We start from the raw sequence: 21392 nt of genomic DNA on the forward strand, positions 1-21392 counted from the left end.
AGCACGAGAAGGACGAGCCCGAGCCGGATGAGGCCGAGGACGAGAGCGAGGTGCAGGACGTAAATGGGTGTCGCCGTCTTCTGGGTGCTGGCGGTCCTCGGGGTCGTCAGCGGCGTGATGGTGTTCCGCTTCGACTCCATGGCCCGCGCGACGTTCTCCCTGCTGGCCTCGCTCCTGTGCGTGGGCGGGCTCGTCGTGCTGCTGGGACTCGACTATCTCGGCATCGTCATCGTGCTGATGATGACCATCGAGATGGCCGTCATGGCCGTCTTCATGGTGATGTACATGATGAACCCGGCCGGGCTCATGCCGATGACGATGATCCACAACAAGAAGGGCGCGGCCGTGGTCTGCGGGCTGGTGTTCGCGCTGCTGGCCGCCGGGATCCTGTTCGCGCCCTGGCCCGAGCGCGAGGGCAGGGCCCCGGACGACCCGACCATGGATCTCGGCATGTCCCTCATGGGCCCCCAGATGCTCACCATGATGACGCTGGGCATGGCACTGTTCGCGACGATCGTCGCCACGGTGGTGCTGGCCACCCGCCGCGGACGCTACGACCGGCTCGGCGACGACCTGCGGGCACGGCGCGCGAACGATCCCGTACGAGGCGGTGTCGGCCGGTGAGTCTGGAGCTGTTTCTCCTGTTGGCCGCGGCGCTGTTCTGCATCGGGCTGTTCGGAGCCCTCACCCAGCAGTCGATCGTGATGCTGATGATGGGCCTCGAACTGATGCTGGGCGGGGTGATCCTGGCCGCCGCCGCAGTCTGGCACTACATCGCGCCGGCGACCGCCGACGGCCAGGTGCTGATCGTCGTGGCGGTCACGGCGATGGCCCTGGAGATGGCGATCGGATTCGCCGTGGTCACCGCCCTGTTCCGGTCACGGGAGATCGACATGACCGACATGGCGGCGGAGTTGAAGGAGTGAGCGCCCTGCTGTGGGCGCTGGTCACCGTGCCGCTCGGTTCCGGTGTCCTGCTGCTGTCGGCCGGCCGCAGGGCCGACCGGATCGCCCCCGCCCTGGCCCTCACGGTCGCCCTCGCCGCGACGGGACTCGCCGTCACGGCCGCCTTCCGGCACCCCACCGCGCAGGCTCCGTTCCTCGACGGGCTGCCGCTGCGGCTCGCCGTGGACGGACTGTCCGGGCTGCTGGTGGTCACCGTCACCGGGGTGACCCTCGCCGTACTCCTCTTCAGTGCCGCCGAGTTCGGCCCGGCCGAGGCGCGCGCCCGTTTCTTCGGGCTGATGCTGCTGTTCGCCGGGAGCATGCTCCTCACCGTGACGGCCGCGACCCTCCCCGCCCTGTTGCTGGGCTGGGAGGTCATGGGCGCCACGTCCTGGGCGCTCATCGGCTACTGGTGGCGGGATCCGCAGCGTACGAGTGCCGCGGACACCGCGTTCCTCACCACCCGCACGGCGGACCTCGGTCTCTACCTGGCAGCGGGCGCCGCGCTGGCGGGCGGCCGCGACTCGACGCTCTCCCTCGACGCCCTTGCCCGCGCCGACGACCCGTGGCTGTCCTTCGTCACGGCGGGCATCGTCGTCGCGGCCCTCGGGAAGTCCGCGCAACTGCCCTTCAGTTTCTGGCTGTCGAAGGCCATGCAGGGCCCGAGCCCGGTCTCCGCGCTGCTGCACTCGGCGACGATGGTGGTCGCGGGGGCGTACCTGCTGCTGCGGACCGGACCGCTGCTGGACGCCTCCGGCTGGGGCGACGACGTGGTGGCGTGGACGGGCGCGGCCACCGCGCTGTGCCTCGGCCTGGTCGCCGCCGCCCAGACCGACCTCAAGCAGCTGCTCGCCGCGTCCAGTTGTGCGCAGATCGGCTTCATGGTGCTGGCCGCCGGTGTCGGGGCGACCTCGGGCGGCACGTTGCAGCTGATCGCCCACGCCGCGGCGAAGAGCCTGCTGTTCCTGGCGGCCGGTGCCTGGCTGACGGCGCTGGGCACGCAACAGCTCCCCGAACTGCTCGGCGCCGCGCGCCGCCACGCGACCCTCGGCACCCTGTTCACCGTGGCCGCGCTGTCACTGGCCGGGCTTGCGCCGCTCTCGCTGTGGGCCGCCAAGGACGTCCTGCTCGCGGGAGCCCTGGAGACCAGTCCCTGGCTGTACGGCGTGGGGCTGGCCGCGGCCCTGTTGTCGGCCGTCTACAGCGCCAAGGCCCTGTGGTACGTGTGGCAGCCCGAGGTGCCCCGTCCCGATGCCCGCCGTATCCCCGTCGGTGCTGTGCCGCCCCTGGTCCCGCTGGCCCTGGCCTGTCTCGCCCTGACGCCGTTGGCCTTCCCGCCCCTGCGTGCGGCGGTCGGACGCGTGGTCGCGGGCCCCGCTCCACTCGCCCCGGCTGCCTGGGAGTTCGTGCTCTCCGGTGCGATCGCCCTGCTGGCGGCCGCGGTCGCCTGGTCCTGGAACACGCGCTCGCTGCCCCTGCCCGGCCGTGCCAAGTCCGCGCTCGTGGACTGGCTGCGCCTGGAGCGTGCCGCGAAGGTCCTCCTGGTCGCCCCGGTGATGTGGCTCGCCCGCGCCGCCGCCGCGTTCGACGAGCGAGGCCTGGACCGTGCCGCCGACGGCTCGGCGGTGGCGGCCGTACGGCTCGCCCGCTGGACGAACGCCGTCGTCGAACGTGCCATCGACGGCACGGTGACGGCGGTCGCGTCCGGGACCAGCGCGCTCGGCCGCTGGGCCCGCCGCCCGCAGACCGGACAGCTGCACCAGTACCTCGCCCAGGCCGTCGCGGCCTTCACCGTCCTCGCCGTCGTGCTCGTCCTCATGAGGTGACCCGGATGCTGACCACCCTCGTCTTCGCACCCACGGCCGTCGCGCTGCTGCTCTTCGCCCTGCCCCGACGCACGACTCCAGCGGTGTTCCGCGTCATCTGGGTGGCGGTGTCGGCCGTCGAACTCGCCCTCGTCGTCGCGATGTGGGCCGGGTACGAAACCGACGGCGGCATGCAGTACGAGCAACGCGCCCGCTGGATCCCCAGCGCGGGCGTCGGCTACCACGTCGGCGTGGACGGCCTGTCCCTGCCGCTGCTCGCCCTCACCTGTCTGCTGTTCCTGGCCTGCGCGCTGTACTCACTGCGCGAGAACCGCCGAATCCGCGAGTTCGCGGCACTGTTCCTTTTCCTGGAGACCACCTGCCTGGGCCTGTTCGCGGCCCTCGACCTGATCCTCTTCTTCGTCTTCTTCGACCTGTCCATCGTGGCGATGTACTTCGTCATCGCCGGCTGGGGCCACCGGCAGGCGGCCGGCGCCGCGCTGAAGTTCTTCCTCTACACCTTCATCGGGTCGCTCGCCCTGTTGCTCGGCTTCATCGGCCTGTACCTGGCCGCCTCCCCGCACACCTTCGACATGGTCGAGCTGACCCGGCAGAACCCGCTCGCCGGACGGTCCGTCTACGGCGGCCTCGTCCTGTTGGCCGTACTGGTGGGCCTGGCGGTGAAGACGCCGACGGTGCCGTTCCACACGTGGTTGCCACCGGCTCACGTCGAGGCGCCGGCCGCCGGTTCGGCGATCCTGGCCGGAGTGCTGCTGAAGATGGGCACGTACGGGTTCCTGCGCATCGCCATGCCGATGCTCCCCGAGGCCTGGCGGCGCTACGCCCTCGTGCTGGTCGTCGTCGGTGTCGTGTCGGTCCTGCACGGGGCCCTGGTCGCGCTCGCGCAGACCGACTTCAAACGGATGGTCGCCTACACCTCCGTGAACCACATGGGTTACATCGTCCTCGCCGTCGGTGCCGCCGCGGCGACGGCCGACAGCTCCGAGCAGGCCCGTTCCCTCGCCGTCACCGGAGCGGTGACCCAGATGGTCAGCCACGGGCTGCTCACCGGTGCGCTGTTCCTGCTGGCCGGAGTGCTGTACGAGCGGGGGCGGACGTACGACATGCCCTCCTACTCCGGAGTCGCGGGTGTGGCCCCCGTGTTCGCGGCGATGACCGGCATCGCGGCCTTCGCCTCCCTCGGCCTGCCCGGCTTCTCCGGCTTCGTCGCCGAGTTCCAGATCTTCACCGGAAGTCTCGGACCGCGGCCCCTGGCCACCGCACTCTCCGTGCTCGGCATCCTCCTCACGGCCGGGCTGTTCCTGCGGGCGCTGCGGCAGGTCCTCATGGGGCCGTTGCGCCTGCCCGACGCCCCGGGGACACCCCGCGCGTTCGCCGACCTGCGCACGCACGAAAGCCTCGCGGTCGTACCGCTGCTCGTCCTGGCCGTGGTGCTCGGAGTGGCACCGCGCTTCCTGCTCGACGTCATCGAGCCGGCCTCGCGCTCCGTCCTGGAGCTGCTCGCCCGATGACCGAGATGAACGAGAACCCGCTCGACCTCCTGCCCGAGGTACTGCTGGCCGCGTCGGCCGTGCTCGGCCTGCTGCTCGGCTCGTGGCTGCCCCGTGCCCGGCAGTGGGCGGTGGGGCTGCTGGCCGTCGTCGCGTGCGTGGCGGGAATCGTCGCGGCGTCCGTGGCCGCGGCGGGGCCTGCCACCACCGCCTTCGGCGAGGCGTTCGCCGTCGACCCGGTGACGAGCACGTCCAGGATCGTGGTTCTCGGCGGCACGCTCCTCGTCCTCGGCGTCTCCTTCGGTCCGCTGCGTGGCGATGCGCGGGAGAGCGAGTTCTACGTCCTGGTGCAACTGGCGTCCCTCGGCGCGCTGATGATGGCGGGCACGCAGGACCTCCTGTTGTTCGCCGCCGCCTACCTGCTGGCGAGCATTCCGGCGTATACGCTCGCGGGCTTCCGCAAGGACGGGCCAGGCACCGAGGCGGCCCTCAAGTACTACGTCGTCGGCGCCCTGTTGGGGGTGCTGTTGCTGACCGGGATCACCATCCTTTACGCGGCCGGGCGCGCGAGCGGATATCCGATGCTCGGGACGGAGTTCCGCGACGCGCCCGAGGCGCTGCTCGCCGTGGGTGCGATCGGGCTGCTGGCGGGCGTGCTGTTCAAGGCCGGCGGCGTGCCCGCGCACTTCTGGGTGCCCGACGCGGTGCAGGGCAGCAGCCCGCCGGTGGCCGCGTTGCTCACCAGCATCCCGAAGATCGGGGCACTGGCCGCGCTCTTCCGCCTGAGGGACGTCGTCTTCGCGGACAGCACGCTGCCGTGGGCCGCGCTCCTCGCCGTACTGGCCGCCGCGTCGATGACGCTCGGCAACCTGGGGGCGTTCTTCCAGCAGGACGTCAAGCGGCTGCTGGCCTACTCGACGATCAGCCAGGTCGGGTACCTGCTCATGCCGGTGGCCGTGGCGGGCCGCGCGGACCTCGCCCAGCCGGCGCTGCTGTACTACCTCGCGGCCTACACGGTCACCAATCTCGGCGCGTTCGCCGTGCTCTGCGCGCTTCCCCAGGCCGAGTCCACGGCCGACTACCGGGGTCTCGCCAAGGAGCGTCCGCTGCTGGCCGCGAGCCTGGTCATCTGTCTGCTGGGGCTCGTCGGCACCCCGCCGACGGCGGTCTTCCTCGGCAAGCTCGAGGTGTTCAGTGCCGCGTTCGACGGCGGCTACGCATGGCTCGCCGTCCTGGCCGCCGTCAACACCGTGGCGTCGCTCTTCTACTACCTGCGCTGGATCGTGCCCGCGGTCTCCGGGGGCGGATCCGTGCCCCTGGCCGACGGCGACCGGGCGGCACGCGTCGTCGCCTACGCCGCCGCAGCCGTGTCCCTCGGCCTCGGCATCGGCGGCGGACCGGTCCTGGACGTACTGACCGGGTCGATCGGTCACTGACGTACCCGAGAAGGGCAGACGCGACCCCGGACACAAGGGCCGCTCCCAGCGCCCCAGCGGCACCGAGGACGCTTCTGCCAAGACCGGCGTGGACCCGCAGGACCCGCCGTCCGATCGCTGAGCGGGTTGACGGTCCCCTCACGCCCGGACGGCGGACTCCTCGACGAGCGTCGCCCTGCCGGCAGGTCTTTCAGGAGACTTGTCGGCAGGTCCGTCAGCACCTCTGTCGACAGTTCCGTCAGCAGATCCGTCAGCAGATCCGTGGCAGTTGCTCGCCGATCGGCAGATCGACGACCCGCGTTCCGCCCAGGCCGGTCCGGGCCACGACCATGCCGGGATGCGCCTCGACGGCCTCACCGATGATCACGGAGTCCGCTCCCAGAGGATGGACCCGCATCGCCTCCAGGACGGCGTCGGCGTGCTCGCGCGGAACGAAGGCCACCAGCTTGCCCTCGTTGGCGATGTACATGGGGTCCAGTCCGAGGATGGCGCAGGCATTCGCCACGGCCGGTGGGACCGGGACCTCGCGTTCCCGGACGACCACCCCCGTGCCGGAGGCCTGAGCGATCTCGTTGAGCGAGGCCGCCAGGCCGCCCCGGGTGGGATCGCGCAGTACGTGCAGATCCGGGGTGACGGCGAGCATGGCGTCGACCAGGCCGCCGAGCGCCGCGCAGTCGCTCTCGATCTCCACTTCGAATTCCAGGCCCTCGCGCACGCTCATGACCGCCACCCCGTGCAGACCGATGGCGCCGCTGACGATCACGACGTCGCCGGGGACGACCCGCTGTGGGCGCAGATCGACGCCCGCCGGGACGAGACCGACGCCCGCGGTGTTGAGGTAGATCCCGTCGCCGTGTCCGGCTTCCACCACCTTGGTGTCGCCGGTCGCCACCTCCACACCGGCGGTACGCGCGGCCGTACCCAGCGCCTCGGACACCCGCCTGACCACGTCCAGCTCGACGCCCTCCTCCAGGATGAATCCGCAGGAGAGGTAGGCGGCGCGGGCGCCGCTCATGGCGAGGTCGTTGACGGTGCCGTTGACCGCCAGGTCGCCGATGCTGCCGCCGGGGAAGAACAGCGGCCGCACCACGTAGGAGTCGGTGGAGAACGCCAGCCGGGCGCCGCCCAGGGAGAGGACGGCGGCGTCACCCATCTGGGCGAGCACCTCGCCGCCGAAGGCGGGGGCGAAGATCTGCTGGACCAGTTCGGCGGAGAGGACTCCACCGCCGCCGTGGCCCATGACGACACGCGGCCGGTCACGCAGGGGCGCCGGACACGTCCACCCCTCGATGTCCAGGGCGGAGGGGGCGTAGGGCGAGGGGAGATCTGTGGTGTCAGACAACGGGGGTCGCCTCCCGGGCCTTGGTGGCGGGCATGTCCAGCCTCCGGTAGAGGTAGTACGCGGCGCAGGCGCCCTCGCTGGAGACCATGGTGGCTCCGAGGGGAGTGCGCGGGGTGCACAGAGTGCCGAAGGCCTCGCACTCGTGCGGCTTGAGCAGTCCCTGCAGGACCTCTCCGCTGCGGCACTCGGCGGGCTCGGCCGTCTGGATTCCGCCGACCGGGAAGCGGTACTCGGCGTCGTGGTCGCGGTACTTCGACGACAGCCGCCAGCCGCTGTCGGGGATCACCCCGATGCCGCGCCAGGCCCGGTCGGTGACCTCGAAGACGTCCTCCAGCATGGCCCGGGCGGCCGGGTTGCCCTCCGGGAGGACGGCACGGGCGTAGGCGTTGTCGACGGTGTGCTCACCCCGTTCCAGCTGACGGACGGCCTGGCGCACCCCTTCGAGGATGTCCAGTGGCTCGAAGCCGGTCACGACGATCGGAACACGGAAACGTTCGGCCAGGTCCGGGTACTCCCCCACGCCCATCACGCTGCAGACGTGCCCGGCCGCGAGGAAACCCTGCACCCGGCAGCTCGGCGACGACATGATCGCCTCGATCGCCGGTGGTACGCGGACATGGGACACCAGCATGCTGAAGTTCCGGATGCCCAGCTTTTGGGCCTGATGGACCGTCATGGCGTTGGGGGGTGCCGTCGTCTCGAAGCCGATGCCGAAGAACACCACCTCGCGGTCCGGGTTCTGCCGCGCGATCCGCAGGGCGTCGAGCGGCGAGTAGACGACGCGTACGTCACCGCCTTCCCCGCGGACCTGGAACAGGTCCCGTCCGGTGCCGGGCACGCGCAGCATGTCGCCGAAGGAGCAGAAGATCACCTCCGGTCGCGAGGCGATCTCCAGAGCCTTGTCGATGACCTCCAGCGGGGTCACGCACACGGGACAGCCGGGTCCGTGGATCAACTCGACCTCCGCCGGGAGGAGTTGGTCGATGCCGTGGCGGATGATGCTGTGCGTCTGCCCTCCGCACACCTCCATCAGGGCCCATGGCCTGGTCACCGTGGCGTGGATGTCGTCGAGGAGCCGACGCGCCAGCTCCGGATCCTGGAACTCGTCGATGTACTTCATTACTTGCGCACCTCTTCCACCGGGTCCGCGCCCGACTCCGCCGCCGCCGACTCCGCCGCCGCCTCCCAGGCGTCACCGAACTCCTCCTGCAACAGGCCGAGTTCGGCGAAGAGGTCGAGGGTCTGCCGCGCCGACTCCTCGTCCAGCCGTTGCAGGGCGAACCCCACGTGGACGATGGCGTACTCGCCGACCTGGAGGTCGGGCAGGTACTCCAGGCACACCTCCTTGACCACTCCGCCGAAGTCGACGGTGGCCATCCGGGTGCCGTCCCGTTCCTCGATGTCCAGCACTCTGCCGGGTACCGCCAGGCACATGAGCCTCTCCTCGCTGTAAGTCGCGCGTTTGCTCAGTCGGTGGGAGTGGGAGTGGGGGTGGGAGTGGGGGTGGCGCGGGCGGCCACCATCAGCTGGCCCAGCGCCAGACCGCCGTCGCCCGGCGGCACCAGGTGGTGCCGCAGAACCGTGAAGCCCTCCTCGCGCAGGACGGCGGCACAGGCCGAGGAGAGCAGCGTGTTGGCGAACACACCGCCGGTCAGGGCGACCGTGTCCAGCCCGTGCCGCTCCCGCGCCCGCCCGCAGATCTTCTGCACCAGGCCGCTCACGCTCCGATGGAAGCGAGCCGCGATGACGGCGCGATCGACGCCCGCGCGCAGGTCGTCGACGATCGCCGCGAGCACCGGCGCCGGATCGGCCCTTACGGCGCCGTCCCGGTTCTCCTCCGACGCGTGCAGTGCGAAGACGTACGCCGTGGTGTCCTCGGCGGGTGCGTGCAGCGCCGTCCCTTCCAGCTCGACGGCGGCCTGTGCCTCGTATCCGGCTCGGTGGCACACCCCGACGAGAGAGGACACGGCGTCGAAGAGCCGGCCCATGCTGGAGGTGGGGACGCAGTTCAGTCCACGCTCCAACTGCCGTTCCAGGAGGCGTAGTTCGTCGGGCGGGCAGACGGCCGTACAGGCGAGATCGTCGGACCAGCCGATCCCGGCCGCCCTGAGGTGGGCCAGCGCCATGCGGTACGGCCGGCGTACCGCGGCGTCGCCACCCGGCAGCGGGACGTACGCGAGGTGCCCGAACCGGGTGAAGCGGTCGTAGTCGGCGAGCAGGAACTCCCCGCCCCACACGGCGCCGTCGTCGCCGTGGCCGGTGCCGTCGAAGGCGACGCCGATCACCGCCCGGGTGCCGTCCAGCCCGTGTTCGGCCATCGCGGCGGCGACGTGCGCGTGATGGTGCTGGACGCGCACGACGGGCCGGTGCGCCGCGTTCCGGTCGGCCCAGTGGGCGGAGCGGTAGCCGGGGTGCCGGTCGGACGCCAGGGTCTCGGGCCGCACCCCCGTGATGGACTCCAACTGCGCCGCCGCGCGCTCGAAGGCCCGCTGCGTACCGACGTCGTCCATGTCGCCGATGTGCGCCGACAGCCAGGCGCGGCGGCCCGCCCCGAGGCAGAAGGCGTTCTTCAGGTCTCCGCCGACGGCGAGGGCCGGCCGCACGGCCAGCGGGAGGGAGACCGGCAGCGGGGCGTAGCCACGGGAGCGGCGGATCACCAGCGGCTCCCCGTCGCAGACGCGGACCACGGAGTCGTCGCACGGGACATGGATGGGCCGGTCGTGGGTGAGATAGGCGTCGGCCAGGTGCGCGAGCCGCTCCAACGCCTCGGTGTCGTCGGTGACGATCGGCTCACCGGACGCGTTGCCGCTGGTCATGACAAGCAGCCGGGGGCCGTCCGGGTCGCCGGGCAGGCCGAGCAGCAGATGGTGCAGGGGCGTGTACGGCAGCATCACACCGAGGTCGGGGCTGCCGGGCGCGACGGCCTCGGCGGGCCGCGGGTCCCCGGCGGCGTACGGCGGTTGCGGACGCCGCCTCAGCAGGACGACCGGCCTGGCCCGGCCTTCGAGCAGGCTCCGCTCCTCGGGGCTCAGCCGGACGAGGTGACGGACGTCGTCCGCGGTCCTGGCCATGAGGGCGAACGGCTTGTCCCCGCGCGCCTTCCGGCGTCTCAGGAGGGCGACTGCCGTCCGGTTCGTGGCGTCGCAGGCCAGGTGGTAGCCGCCCAGGCCCTTCACGGCGAGGATCGCGCCCCGCGTCAGCAGTGTGCGCGCCTCGGTGACCGGGTCCGCGCCCTCGGCGCTCCTGAGCCCTGGCCGCTGGGCGACGACCAGCCGCAGACGCGGCCCGCAGGCCGGGCAGGCGACCGGCTGCGCGTGGAAACGCCGGTCGGCCGGATCCGCGTACTCCCGGGCGCAGTCGGGGCACATCGCGAAGCCGGCCATGGTGGTGTGGGCCCGGTCGTACGGGACACCGGTGACGATCGTGAAGCGTGGGCCGCAGTGGGTGCAGTTGACGAACGGGTGGCGGTACCGCCGGTCGGCCGGGTCGGACAGCTCGGCGAGGCAGTCGGCGCAGGTGGCGGAGTCCGGGGAGACCAGGGTGCGGGCCGGTCCATCGGCGCGGGAGGTGAGGATGGTGAACGCGGTGCCGCCGACGGGAGGCATCTCCCGGTGGTGGACGGACTCCACGTGGGCCAGCGGGGGTGCCTGGGCGGCGATCCGTTCGCAGAACCGGGCCACGGCCGAGGCGGTGCCCTCGACCTCCACGACGACGCCCTCCGGAGTGTTGGTCACGTGCCCGGCCAGGGCGAGTTCGGTGGCGAGGCCGTACAGGTAGGGCCGGAAGCCCACGCCCTGCACCACCCCCCGGACGGTGACCCGGCGGCGTCGGGGAGTGTCCCCTCGGCCCTCGGCGACGGCGGCCGAGGCCTGCGGACCGCTCACGAGGGGGTGTGGGCCATCGTGCCGGTGGCCTCCGGGTGCGCGTGGGTGTGACCGTCGGGCGCGTGGGTATTGCCGTCGGGCGCTTGCACGTGACCGTCGTCCGCGTGCGTGTGACCGGTGTCGGCATGCGCGTGACCGTTGTCCGCACGCGCGTAACTGTTGTCCGCATGCGCGTGACCGCTGTCCGTATGCGCGTGACCGTGACCGTGATGGTGGGACAGCCGAGCCATGACCGGCGAGTGGACGGGTGCACCGTCCGCTGCTGCCATCGCCCTGTCGAGCAGCGCGCCGACTCCCTGCCCCCGGCGCGCCGAGGTCAGGACCACCTCGACTCCCGGGTTGACCTGCTCCACGTTCGCGCGGAACGCGGCCTCGTCGAACTCGACGGCCTCCGCGAGGTCGGTCTTGGTGACCACGACCAGGTGGGCGAGGCCGAAGGCGGTGGGGTACTTGAGCGGCTTGTCCTCGCCCTCCGTCACGGAGGCGAGGGTGACCCTCAGCGTCTCCCCCAGGTCGTAGGAGGCCGGGCAGACCAAATTGCCGACGTTCTCCACGAACAACAGCCGGGTGTCGTCGGGCAGCCATCCGTCCAGGTGCCCGGCGAGCATCCCCGCCTCCAGATGACACAGTCCGTCGGTGAGCACCTGCTTGACCGGGACACCCGAACGCGCCAGGCGGGCCGCGTCGTTCTCGGTGGCGAGGTCGGCGCTCAGCGCCGCGACGGGAACGGACCGCTCCCGTGCCCGCAGGAGTTCGCGCTCCAGCAGCGCGGTCTTGCCACTGCCCGGACTGGACAGCAGGTTGACGACCGCGGTGCCTCGGGCCGCGAGGTGAGCGCGCAGGTCGTGGGCGCTCGCGTCGTTCTTCGCGAGTACGGCCTGCCGCAGGTCGACGACACGGCACATGGTTCAGCACTCCTCGGAGATCGGTTCGCGGGTGGGCGCGTGCGGGGGGCCGCCGTCCTCCCAGTGCACGTCGAGGATCTGCAGTTCCCGGCCCGTGAGCAGGTCGGTACGCGCTCCGCCGCACTCGGGGCAGGTCAGCCGGGGCGGCATGCCGACGGCCCATTCGTGCGCACAGGGCGTGCAGCGGGCCCGCCCCGGCACCGCTTCGGTGATCAGTTCGGCGCCTTCCAGCAGGGTTCCGGCGCAGGCCAGTTCGAAGGAGAAGGCGAGTGCGTCGGGTACGACTCCGGCCAGTTCGCCCACCTGGAGCCGCACCGACCGCACCGCCGTGACGTCACCGGCCCGCGCTGCGGCCTCTGCCACCTGGTCGACGACGGCCAGCGCGACGGACATCTCGTGCATGGGTCCCCGTCCTTCCGTCCCGCTTGCATCCCGCTTGCATCCCGCTTGCATCCCGCTCGCGTCCCGCGGCCTGCCTCCGGTCGGCCTTCATTAGAGGCGCGCACCGCCTGGCCGCACGGCCCGGCACGCCGTGACCGTCCGGCGGGTACGCCGTTCGACGCAACCGCGGGGCACAACGGTGGCGCCCACCGTTCACATCCGTCGGATGCGCAGGTAGCGCCTCAGATCGGGGAGCACCTCGACGACGACGGCGACCATGGCGGCAAGGGCCGCTCCGCCGATGACGATCTTCTTCATCCCGTCTCTCCTCATGTCGCAGCCTCAGCGGTTGAGGCCTGAACCACGGACGGCTCGCCGTCCCGCAGCAGCTCTTCGATCAGCCGGACGGCCTCCGGTACGGCGCCGGACACCGGCGCGCTGAGACCGATGCCCTCCGCCACCGAGGCCGGTTCGCACCCGATGACCAGGACACGGCGTGGTGGCACGCCGCCGGTCCCGGCACAGAGGATGCCCAGCAGTGCCAGGACGGCGTCGGGGGTCATCCGGTGGCCGTCCAGCGTGGGGGCGGCGGGCGAAGGGCTCCCGCCGGCGTCATGTTCGATGACGTACAGCGTGCCGGGGACTTCGCCGCGTGCCGTGGCGTCCACGAGGACGAGGGTGTCGTAGCCGTCCAGGAGCTGGTAGGCGAGGTGCACCCCCCGTACGCCGATGTCCACGACCTCGATGTGTCCGGGCAGGTCGCGCTCGGCGAGCCGGCGCGCGGTCTCCACGCCGAAGGCGTCGTCCCCGAGGAAGATGTTGCCGACGCCGGCGACGAGGGTCCTGGGCCCTGACTGCGGGGAGGGGTTCATACGTCGTCCTCCAGCGGCGTGATTTCGTCGGGCTGGAAGTACAGGAACCGTCCCTGCTCGCGGCGGATGTCGGCGCCCGGGTCGCCCTCGACCGTGACCGCCAGGTGCACTCCGCCGTCGACGTCGTGCAGCACCGCCTCGACCTTCGCGGTCCGGCCCCGCAGGAAGATGTCCTGCGCGTCGGTGCGCCGCAGGCCCGGGCGCAACTCGACGCGGCTGCCCTGGCCCACCGGCCGGCCGTCCACGACCACCCGGTCCCGCGCCGGGTCGAACCCCGCCTCGCTCGCCGGGTCCCACCAGGGGGTTTCCGGCCGCTGCACCCCGTACTCGTCGGGGAAGCCGCCGTCCGGTGCGGCCGGGCCCCCGTCCGGGGCGGCCGGGACCGGGCCGGTCACCTCGCGCAGGCTGCGCACGGCCCCGTGCAGACGTTCCAGAACCTCGGCCGGCATCGAGTCCGCCAGCTCGATCACGGCGGCCGCCCGCTCGTCGGTGCCCCGGGCCTCGCGTTTCTCCTCGTCGGTGAGCGCCGCCGTGCGCAGTGCGAGGATCTCGTCGATCTCGGTGGCGTCGTACAGCGCGCCAGGGCTCTCCGGCGCGATGGCCGGATGGTCCTCCAGGATGATCGGCGAGGACAGCACGAGGTCGGCGCGGCCGGGTTCGCAGGCGAGTACGGGCCAGGTGTGCAGGTTGCGGCAGGCGGCGACCGCGCCCTTCGCCCACTCGGGGGGATCGGTCATCGACAGGAACGATCCGGCGCTGAGGGCCATGAGCATGTGGGTGGCGACCAGGGAGCGCGGCAGCGCCGCCTCCCGGTCGGCGTCGCGGCCCTCGGGCGGTGTCCAGTCGCTGGTGTTCTCGACGACGGCGGTCAGCCGCATGGTCCGGTAGGGGCCGTCGAGTTCGTGGGCGGACAGCCGGATCGTCCCGCTGATCTCCTCGGACCGCCGGACCAGTCGGCCGACGGTACGGCCGGCCGCGTCCAGGACCGGTGCGGTGCCCTCCCGCGCGGGGCGTCGGAAGGGATGCGTGACGCCGTCGCCGAGCAGCTCGTCCACCGACGCGACCACCTCGACGCGCTCCTCGCCCCCTTCGTCCCAGGGCACCAGCACCCGGTCGTCGAGGCGGAGCTCGGCAACCGTGTCGAAGCCACCGTCCGGGCGGGCCCGCTGTACCGTGCGGCGCCGGGCGTGCAGGAAGCGCACCTCGACCGAGAGGGTCGCCCCCGCCTTCGGTTCCATCAGGCATTCGGTGTGCTGGAAGTCGTGCTCCTCGCACTCGGCGCCCCAGGTGGGCGGCACGAGCACCCCGAACTGCCAGCGCAGCCGGTTCTTGGCCGCCGAGGCGCGGTACGGGTAGAGCACATAGCCCTCGAAGAGGACGGCGTCGGCCACCTGCCGGGCGAGGGCGAAGCGTTCCTCGGTCTCGGGGGCGAACGCGGGCACGGTCACGGATCCGTCCTTCCGGTGGTGCGGGTCAGCGCGCGCAGCGGGTCCCTCCGGGGCGGGTCCGCGGCGCCGTTGTCGTCGAGCAGGGCCTCGAGGGTCGCCTCCCAGGAGGGCAGCGCGTGCTGGGAGCGGTAGGCGAGGAGGGCGTCCATGGTGGCGCGCGGCAGCCGGATCCAGCCGCACCCGGGGAAGTGCTGCTCGATCATTTCGCGCCAGGTGGCGACCGGCATCCGGAAAATGGCCTCCCGATCCCACGGGACCGGCTCGACCTGGAAACCGCCGGTTCCGGTGAACGCCGTGCCGGAGAAGAGCATCAGCAGCGGAACCTCGCCGCCGCCGAGGGCGGTGAGGTAACGGGTCGCGGCGACGTCCATGTCGTAGGTGCAGGGCACGACAAGGTCGACATCGATCTCCCCGGTGAAGCCGGGGGCCATGAGCGGGACCTGGGCGAACTGCACCGGCTTGAGCGTGCTGCCCCAGCGTGAGCGCTCGCCGAAGAGGTCCGCCAGCCCGTCGGCCTCGGCGGACTCGTAGGCCCGGCGGGCGGGTTCGATGCGGATCTGGCAGCGCAGCGCGAGGGCGTGCACACGTGCGTTGCCGGCGGCGGTGACGCGCAGCCGGAAGACGAGGGTCGGTCCGGCGGCGTACCGGTCGGCGCGGACGCCGGTGCAGGCGAAGGAGAACTCCGTCACGGCCGCACCGCCCCATCCGGCCGGTTCCCCGACTCGTCCGACCGGCTCCCCGCCCCGTCCGACCGGCTCCCCGCCCCGTCCACGGGCCGGGCGCGTCGCGCGACGTCCGCGAAGAAGGAGTCCAGAGCGGCGCGGGCCTCGGCACCGCCGTCGAAGCCCTGCCACAACAGGCGCATACGGCCGACCAGTTCGTAACAGAGGTCGATCGGTACGAGGTGACAATCGCAGCGGCCGTCGGTGCGGCGCAGGAGCAGCGCCTCCACGTCGGGTTCGAGCAGTGAGGCGAGGCGGCTGCCGCCGAGGACCGCCGTCCACGTGGCCGGTTCGAGTTCGCTCTCGGTGGCTCCGGCCGGGCTCGGGTAGAGGGCGACCAGCCGGTCGAGTGCCGCGTTGCGGAAGAGGAAGGCGACGCCGACCGGGATCTGCAACGCGTCCCACGCGCTCTCGTCGAGGTGGTGGGCGGGGTCGGTGAGGTAGCGGGCCGGGACCGTGCGGAAGCGGCCCGCGGCGGCGCCCGGTTGTTCCATCAGCAGCGCGCAGGGGGCACAGGCGCAGACGAGGGCGCGTTTCTCGGTGTCGACAAGATGACGGTGGTCCGCCTCCACCGTCACGGCGCACAGCTCGCACCGTTCGGGCTGTGCAGGTCTCTCGGTGAGGAACCTCCGCAGACCGGGCGTGCGCGTCGTCAGGGACACCGTCATCGGGCTCCCGTCGGTGCCGTGCCGATCTGGAGGAGCGCGGGCCCCGCGGGTTCGCTCCGTACGTCGACGGCCCTGACCTCCGGTGCGAAGCAGGCGAGCGCCGCCTGGGCGGCTTCCCGGGCGCCCGCGCCCGCTCCGGGGCCGGACCCGCAACCGCAGCCGCCGGTCTGCCGGGCCCGCAGCGTCAGGGTGCCGCTCTCCTCGTCGAAGTCGACGACGTCCAGGGCGTGTTCGCGGACGCTGTCGAGGGCCCGGGCGATGCGGGTGTCGCGGTCCTCGGGGTGCAGGTCGTGCAGGACGAGCAGGCTCGCGACCAGTTCGTCACCGAGCAGTCCCGCCGACGGCTCGCCGGGAGCGGAGGACAGCAGGTGGAGGATGCGGGCCAGGCCGGCTCCGTAGAAGTCCATGAGGGACCGCACGAGTTCCTCCGCCGCCACGGTGGCGGCGGGGTCGCCGCTCGCGGTCAGCCGGTCCAGCACCTCCTCGACCCGGCGTCCGGTCAGCTCCGCGTCCACCGGCGCCGCAGTCGTGCCCGCGCTCATCCGCCCAGTCCGCTCAGGCCGGTGGGCACGTGCATCGACTTCACCGTCTTGCCGCCCCCGACGTACATGTGGACGCCACAGGGCAGACAGGGGTCGAAGCTGCGGACGGCGCGCATGATGTCGATGCCCTTGAAGTTCTCCGGGGTGTTCTCCTCGAAGATGGGCGTGTTCTGCACGGCGTCCTCGTACGGGCCCGGCGTGCCGAAGGTGTCCCTGGTGCTGGCGTTCCAGGGGGTGGGCGGGTACGGGTGGTAGTTGGCGATCTTGCCGTCGCGGATCACCATGTGGTGGGAGAGGACGCCGCGGACCGCCTCGGTGAAGCCGACGCCGATGCTCTCGTCCGGGACCTCGAACTTCTCCCAGGTCTGGGTGCGTCCGGCCCGGACCTCCTCCAGACCCTTCTCCGCGAAGTGCAGGGCGATGGCGGCGGTGTAGGCCTGGAAGTAGGTACGTGCGCGGTTGCGTTCCAGCGCGTTGGACCACTGCGGGATCTTCCACTCGAAGGTGGTCTCCGGCTTGGTCAGGGTGCGGGGCAGGTTGATGACCACGCTGTGGCCGGTGGCCTTCACGTACCCGGTGTCGACGAGTCCGGACAGGGCGGTCGACCAGAGGCGGGCGATGGGGCCGCCGCCGGTGTCCAGGGCGAGGTGGTCCTTGCCGTCGAACCAGCGCGGGGACATGACCCAGCTGTACTTGTCGTCGAAGTTCCGTTTCTGCGGGGCGGGGATGGTGTGCTGGTTCCACGGGTGGCGCGGGTCCACCGGGTTGCCGAGCGGGTCGTGGGTGACGAACTGTTCCTGGCCCTGCCAGTCCTCGTAGTAGGAGCTGCCCAGCAGGACGCGGATGCCGAGGTTGATCTCGGTGAGGTCGTTGGTGACGAGCTTGCCGTCGACGACGATGCCGGGCGTGACGAACATGCGCCGGCCCCAGTCGGTCATGTTGGCGTAGGTGAAGTCGCAGTACTCGGGGTCGTTGAGCGCGCCCCAGCAGCCGAGCATGACCCGTCGGCGGCCCACTTCCTCGTACCCGGGCAGCGCCTCGTAGAAGAAGTCGAACAGGTCGTCGTGCAGGGGCACGACGCGCTTCATGAACTCCACGTAGCGCATCAGCCGGCTGAGGTAGTCCGTGAAGAGCTGGACGGAGGCGATGGTGCCGACGCCGCCCGGGTAGAGCGTGGAGGGGTGCACATGGCGGCCCTCCATCAGGCAGAACATCTCGCGCGTGTAGCGGCTGACCTGGAGGGCCTCGCGGTAGAACTCCCCTTCCAGGGGGTTCAGCGAGCGCATGATGTCGGCGATGGTGCGGTAGCCGTGCTCGGCGGCGTGCGGGGCCTCGGTGCGCTCGGCGAGTTCGAGGACGCCCGGGTTGGTCTCCTTGACCATCTTCTCGCAGTAGTCGACCCCTACCAGGTTCTCCTGGAAGATGTTGTGGTCGAACATGTACTCCGCGGACTCACCGAGGTTGATGATCCATTCGGCGAGGTGCGGGGGCTTCACGCCGTACGCCATGTTCTGCGCGTACACCGAGCAGGTGGCGTGGTTGTCCCCGCAGATGCCGCAGATGCGGCTGGTGATGAAGTGGGCGTCGCGGGGGTCCTTGCCGCGCATGAAGACGCTGTAGCCGCGGAAGACCGACGACGTGCTGTAGCACTCCGCGACCCGCTTCTGCTTGAAGTCGATCTTGGTGTGGATGCCCAGGCTGCCCACGATCCGGGTGATCGGGTCCCAGGCCATCTCCACGAGGCCACTGCCGTCACCGGCCGCCTTCGTCTTCGGTGCCATCTGTTGCCGTGCCCTTCGTTGCGCGGGAGGTTCGTGTTGGGGGGTGCACGAAGCTGTGCGGGGGGGTGCACGAAGCAAGGAGCGGATCACTCGCGGCGGATGCTCACCACGGGGGTCGGTATCCGGTGGTGATCTTGTCTCCGGCGCGGCGCCACTTGGGCTCCTTGTCCACCGTCCTGGCGGTGATCGACCGCAGCTTGCGGACCACGGTGCCGTAGGCCCCGCTGGCGTTGCTCGACACCTTGGCGCCGGGGGGCTCGTCCATGAACGGCATGAACTTGTCGGGGAACCCGGGCATGGTGCAGGCGATACAGATACCGCCGACGTTGGGGCAGCCACCGATCCCGTTCATCCAGCCGCGCTTGGGCACGTTGCACTTGACGACCGGGCCCCAGCAGCCGAGCTTGACCAGGCAGGTCGGCGAGTCGTACGAGAGGGCGAACTGGCCCTGTTCGTAGTAGCCCGCGCGGTCGCAGCCCTCGTGCACGGTGGCCCCGAACAGCCAGGTGGGGCGCAGCTTGTCGTCCAGCGGGATCATCGGGGCGGCGCCGGCCGCCTGGTAGAGCAGATAGGTGAGCGTCTCGGAGAAGTTGTCGGGCTGGATCGGGCAGCCGGGGACGCACACGATGGGGATGCCGGCGTGGGACTTCCAGTCCCAGCCGAGGTAGTCCGGCACACCCATCGCGCCGGTCGGGTTGCCCGCCATGGCGTGGATGCCGCCGTAGGTGGCGCAGGTGCCGATGGCGACGACCGCCAGTGCCTTCGGGGCGAGCCGGTCGATCCACTCGCTGGTGGTGATCGGCTGGCCGGTCTCCGGGTTGTCGCCGAAGCCGCACCAGTAGCCCTCGGGTTTGATCGCCTCGTTGGGGATGGAGCCCTCGACGACCAGGACGAACGGGTCGATCTCGCCCCGCTCCCCCTTGAAGAACCACTCGATGAACGTGTCCGAGCCGCCGACCGGACCGCACTCGAAGTCGATGAGCGGCCAGTGGACGGCGATCTTCGGAAGACCCGGCAGCACGCCGAGCACGATCTCCTCGATGCTGGGCTGCATGGCCGCCGTCAACGCGACCGAGTCGCCGTCGCAGCTCAGCCCCGCGTTGATCCAGAGAATGTGGATCGTGGGTGTCTCGTCGGCGGGCGCGCCGCCTGCGTCCGCAGCGCCCACCGTGCCCGGCGTCGCCTCAGTCATGGGACCGCCTCCTGGGGAGGTAAGGGATGAAGGCCCACATTTCGGCCGTCAGCTTTCTTCGTATCAGCCGTCCGACCGTGACGAGACACCATCGGGGGCCGTTCCGGTGACATCCGTGGCGGAGGGGGTCGGGCCGGTTTACGCAAACGCGGCGGGACCGAGGTGTGGCGGGGTGCACGGTGGCCGTTCCTTGTGGACGAAGGAACGACGCAGAGGGTGATACGGGGCGTCCGGGTCGTCGAAGGTCCGGCGCATCCGGGCCAGCTCCTGCTCGCGGAAGCCGGCCAGCGGGGTCGCGCTCTCCAGCCGGTCCAGGGCCGTCTTCTTCGCGGCGATCCGTGACGCCGTCGCCGGAAGTGCCGCCAGCCGCGCCGCCAGGCCGCCGACCTCCGGCGCGTACTCGTCAGGACCGCAGTCGACCACCCGGTCGACGAGACCGAGGCGCAGTGCGCCCGCCGAGCTCACCGGGAGAGCCTCACGCATGAGCCGTTCGGCCGTCGCGGGACCCACCCTGCGCGGCAGGGTGTGCGTCCAGTACTCCGAGCCGTACAGGCCCATCAGACGGTAGTGCGGGTTCAGCACGGCGCCCGAGCGGCACCACACCTCGTCGGCCGCCAGGGCGAGCATCACCCCGCCCGCCGCGGCGTTGCCCGCGATCGCCGAGACCACCAGCCGGTCCGTCGTCGTCAGGACCGCCTCGACCAGGTCGTCGATGGCGTTGATGTTCGCCCAGGACTCGGCGGCGGGGTCGTCGGCTGCCTCGATGACGTTGAGGTGGATCCCGTTGGAGAAGAAGTCCCGTTCGCCGCCCAGCACCAGCACCGACGTGGGCCGCGCGCACGCCGCCCGGTAGGCGTCCAGCAGACGTCGGCACTGCTCCGTGCTCATGGCGCCGCCGGGGAAGGAGAACGAGAGGAAGCCCACGTTCCCGTCCTCCCGGTAGCGGATGTCCGTCCAGGTATGGTGCCCCACCTCGGGCAGCGGGGGCAGGGCGTGCTCGGGCAGCGGCGGCAGCCGGTCACCCAGGGCCCGCACGGCGGGCAGTTTGCACGTGGGCGGGTGCCCGGGCTCCCGCCGGGGCCGCAGCTCGGGGATCCACACGGCGCCGTCCGTGGTGGCCCGACAGACCGCCCCGGCGCGGGTGGCCAGCAGCTCGCCCGGGCGTCCGCGCAGGTCGCTCTCGGGATGACCGCCGTGCAGATACCACTCACCGCCGAGCAGTACGTCCCGCACCCCGGGCTGCGAGTCCGCCGCTCTCAGCTTGCGCAGGACGTCCGGTGTGGAGTCCTCGGCCCAGTCGATCCGCCGGACGCTCTGGTCGAGGTACGGACGAACGCGCAGGCGGGCGTCGGCCGTGGATACCGCGTCCTGCTTGCGCGGTACGTGGGTTCCGCCGGCGAAGCGCTCCACGGCGAGCAGGACGGCTTCGAGCGCGGCGTCGGCGATCTCGCCGCGGTACCACTCGCTCTTGGACAGCGGAGGGACCCGGCACGGTACGGAGGCCCACACGTCTCCGGCGTCCATCTCCTCGTCGGCCTGCAGCACGGTGACGCCCCACTGGTCGACGCCCTCGTGAATCGCCCAGTCCAGGGAGGACGGTCCGCGGTCGCCCACCGGCCCGGGATGAACGATGAGGCAGGTGTGCGCAGTCCACACCTCCGCGGGGATCGCCGTCTTCAGCAGCGGCGCCACGATGAGCTGCGGTGCGTGGCGCCGTACGACGTCCGGCAACGGGCTGCCGGGCAGGGCGAGTTCCACCGCGACGGTGTGGCCACGGTCGCGCAGCTCGGCGTGGACGCGCTGGGTGAGGCTGTTGAACGCGCTGGCCAGGATCAGGATGTGCACGGCTGCCTCCGGGCGGACGAACGGCAGGCAGGGGACGGCCGCCGACCGTGATCCTCCGTCAAGGGGGCGTGCGGCCCCCGACGACGGACGGTGAGGTCATCCGAAAGCGGGTGC

The 21392-nt window shown here is 71.6% G+C and carries 19 protein-coding genes; 5 read left to right on the forward strand and 14 right to left on the reverse strand.

From position 1 onward, the window contains the following. Nucleotides 1-63 precede the first annotated feature (63 nt). The 5 genes from M2271_RS27590 to M2271_RS27610 are packed head-to-tail and all read left to right on the forward strand — an operon-like array spanning nt 64 to nt 5696. A complete protein-coding gene (locus M2271_RS27590) occupies nt 64-624 on the forward strand; it encodes an NADH-quinone oxidoreductase subunit J (RefSeq protein ID WP_280890046.1) in 561 nt (186 codons plus the stop codon). Next, the gene (nuoK, locus tag M2271_RS27595; protein ID WP_280890047.1) at nt 621-926 is read left to right on the forward strand and encodes an NADH-quinone oxidoreductase subunit NuoK; all 306 of its coding nucleotides are present in this window, start codon (nt 621-623) and stop codon (nt 924-926) included. Before M2271_RS27590 ends, nuoK begins: the two co-directional genes overlap by 4 nt. After that, complete coding sequence (locus M2271_RS27600; RefSeq protein WP_280890048.1) at nt 923-2770, forward strand: proton-conducting transporter membrane subunit; 1848 nt, start codon at nt 923-925, stop codon at nt 2768-2770. Before nuoK ends, M2271_RS27600 begins: the two co-directional genes overlap by 4 nt. Nucleotides 2771-2775: 5 nt before the next feature. Continuing rightward, on the forward strand, nt 2776-4281 hold the full coding sequence (locus M2271_RS27605) for an NADH-quinone oxidoreductase subunit M (protein ID WP_280890049.1): 1506 nt from the start codon (nt 2776-2778) through the stop codon (nt 4279-4281). Beyond that, nucleotides 4278-5696: an NADH-quinone oxidoreductase subunit N gene (locus M2271_RS27610; RefSeq protein WP_280890050.1), complete on the forward strand. Its 1419-nt coding sequence runs from the start codon at nt 4278-4280 to the stop codon at nt 5694-5696. Before M2271_RS27605 ends, M2271_RS27610 begins: the two co-directional genes overlap by 4 nt. Nucleotides 5697-5946: 250 nt before the next feature. Here M2271_RS27610 and hypE read toward each other — a convergent pair whose 3' ends face one another. The 14 genes from hypE to M2271_RS27680 all read right to left on the reverse strand — a co-directional run bounded on the left by hypE (nt 5947) and on the right by M2271_RS27680 (nt 21278). Beyond that, complete coding sequence (gene hypE / locus M2271_RS27615; protein ID WP_280890051.1) at nt 5947-7038, reverse strand: hydrogenase expression/formation protein HypE; 1092 nt, start codon at nt 7036-7038, stop codon at nt 5947-5949. Next, nucleotides 7031-8158: a hydrogenase formation protein HypD gene (gene hypD, locus M2271_RS27620; protein WP_280890052.1), complete on the reverse strand. Its 1128-nt coding sequence runs from the start codon at nt 8156-8158 to the stop codon at nt 7031-7033. Before hypD ends, hypE begins: the two co-directional genes overlap by 8 nt. After that, a complete protein-coding gene (locus tag M2271_RS27625) occupies nt 8158-8472 on the reverse strand; it encodes a HypC/HybG/HupF family hydrogenase formation chaperone (protein ID WP_280890053.1) in 315 nt (104 codons plus the stop codon). The genes hypD and M2271_RS27625 overlap by 1 nt, the downstream gene beginning before the upstream one ends. A gap of 32 nt (nt 8473-8504) precedes the next feature. Continuing rightward, complete coding sequence (gene hypF / locus M2271_RS27630; RefSeq protein WP_280890054.1) at nt 8505-10922, reverse strand: carbamoyltransferase HypF; 2418 nt, start codon at nt 10920-10922, stop codon at nt 8505-8507. Next, nucleotides 10919-11827 carry a hydrogenase nickel incorporation protein HypB gene (gene hypB / locus M2271_RS27635; RefSeq protein ID WP_280890055.1) on the reverse strand — a complete coding sequence of 303 codons (909 nt, stop codon included), beginning with the start codon at nt 11825-11827 and terminating at the stop codon, nt 10919-10921. Before hypB ends, hypF begins: the two co-directional genes overlap by 4 nt. A 3-nt stretch (nt 11828-11830) precedes the next feature. Next, nucleotides 11831-12229, reverse strand: a complete 399-nt coding sequence (locus tag M2271_RS27640) for a hydrogenase maturation nickel metallochaperone HypA (RefSeq protein WP_280890056.1) — start codon at nt 12227-12229, stop codon at nt 11831-11833. A gap of 308 nt (nt 12230-12537) precedes the next feature. After that, nucleotides 12538-13080: a hydrogenase maturation protease gene (locus M2271_RS27645; protein ID WP_280890057.1), complete on the reverse strand. Its 543-nt coding sequence runs from the start codon at nt 13078-13080 to the stop codon at nt 12538-12540. Continuing rightward, nucleotides 13077-14528, reverse strand: a complete 1452-nt coding sequence (locus M2271_RS27650) for a hypothetical protein (protein ID WP_280890058.1) — start codon at nt 14526-14528, stop codon at nt 13077-13079. The genes M2271_RS27645 and M2271_RS27650 overlap by 4 nt, the downstream gene beginning before the upstream one ends. Continuing rightward, entirely contained in the window at nt 14525-15217 is a 693-nt protein-coding gene (locus M2271_RS27655) for a DUF6084 family protein (protein WP_280890059.1), read from the reverse strand. The genes M2271_RS27650 and M2271_RS27655 overlap by 4 nt, the downstream gene beginning before the upstream one ends. Further along, the gene (locus M2271_RS27660) at nt 15214-15918 is read right to left on the reverse strand and encodes a DUF5947 family protein (RefSeq protein WP_280890060.1); all 705 of its coding nucleotides are present in this window, start codon (nt 15916-15918) and stop codon (nt 15214-15216) included. The genes M2271_RS27655 and M2271_RS27660 overlap by 4 nt, the downstream gene beginning before the upstream one ends. After that, nucleotides 15915-16460 carry a hypothetical protein gene (locus M2271_RS27665; protein ID WP_280890061.1) on the reverse strand — a complete coding sequence of 182 codons (546 nt, stop codon included), beginning with the start codon at nt 16458-16460 and terminating at the stop codon, nt 15915-15917. Before M2271_RS27665 ends, M2271_RS27660 begins: the two co-directional genes overlap by 4 nt. Further along, entirely contained in the window at nt 16457-18241 is a 1785-nt protein-coding gene (locus M2271_RS27670) for a nickel-dependent hydrogenase large subunit (RefSeq protein ID WP_280890062.1), read from the reverse strand. Before M2271_RS27670 ends, M2271_RS27665 begins: the two co-directional genes overlap by 4 nt. A 103-nt stretch (nt 18242-18344) precedes the next feature. Next, nucleotides 18345-19433 (reverse strand): hydrogenase expression protein HypE, encoded by a 1089-nt coding sequence (locus M2271_RS27675; RefSeq protein WP_280890063.1) that lies wholly within the window; start codon nt 19431-19433, stop codon nt 18345-18347. A 138-nt stretch (nt 19434-19571) separates the two neighbouring features. Then, nucleotides 19572-21278, reverse strand: coding sequence for a hydrogenase maturation protein (locus M2271_RS27680; protein ID WP_280890064.1), 1707 nt, complete (start codon nt 21276-21278; stop codon nt 19572-19574). Between the last annotated feature and the right edge of the window lie 114 nt (nt 21279-21392).

This window comes from Streptomyces sp. LBL (assembly GCF_029893585.1).
In the GTDB taxonomy this organism is placed as follows: domain Bacteria; phylum Actinomycetota; class Actinomycetes; order Streptomycetales; family Streptomycetaceae; genus Streptomyces.

Excerpts from the sequence above, each read along its gene's own strand:
- M2271_RS27590 (WP_280890046.1), top strand. The coding sequence starts at position 64 with ATGGGTGTCGCCGTCTTCTGGGTGCTGGCGGTCCTCGGGGTCGTCAGC.
- M2271_RS27605 (WP_280890049.1), top strand. The coding sequence starts at position 2,776 with ATGCTGACCACCCTCGTCTTCGCACCCACGGCCGTCGCGCTGCTGCTC.
- M2271_RS27610 (WP_280890050.1), top strand. The coding sequence starts at position 4,278 with ATGACCGAGATGAACGAGAACCCGCTCGACCTCCTGCCCGAGGTACTG.
- hypD (WP_280890052.1), bottom strand. The coding sequence starts at position 8,158 with ATGAAGTACATCGACGAGTTCCAGGATCCGGAGCTGGCGCGTCGGCTC.
- M2271_RS27625 (WP_280890053.1), bottom strand. The coding sequence starts at position 8,472 with ATGTGCCTGGCGGTACCCGGCAGAGTGCTGGACATCGAGGAACGGGAC.
- hypB (WP_280890055.1), bottom strand. The coding sequence starts at position 11,827 with ATGTGCCGTGTCGTCGACCTGCGGCAGGCCGTACTCGCGAAGAACGAC.
- M2271_RS27640 (WP_280890056.1), bottom strand. The coding sequence starts at position 12,229 with ATGCACGAGATGTCCGTCGCGCTGGCCGTCGTCGACCAGGTGGCAGAG.
- M2271_RS27645 (WP_280890057.1), bottom strand. The coding sequence starts at position 13,080 with ATGAACCCCTCCCCGCAGTCAGGGCCCAGGACCCTCGTCGCCGGCGTC.
- M2271_RS27660 (WP_280890060.1), bottom strand. The coding sequence starts at position 15,918 with ATGACGGTGTCCCTGACGACGCGCACGCCCGGTCTGCGGAGGTTCCTC.
- M2271_RS27665 (WP_280890061.1), bottom strand. The coding sequence starts at position 16,460 with ATGAGCGCGGGCACGACTGCGGCGCCGGTGGACGCGGAGCTGACCGGA.
- M2271_RS27670 (WP_280890062.1), bottom strand. The coding sequence starts at position 18,241 with ATGGCACCGAAGACGAAGGCGGCCGGTGACGGCAGTGGCCTCGTGGAG.
- M2271_RS27675 (WP_280890063.1), bottom strand. The coding sequence starts at position 19,433 with ATGACTGAGGCGACGCCGGGCACGGTGGGCGCTGCGGACGCAGGCGGC.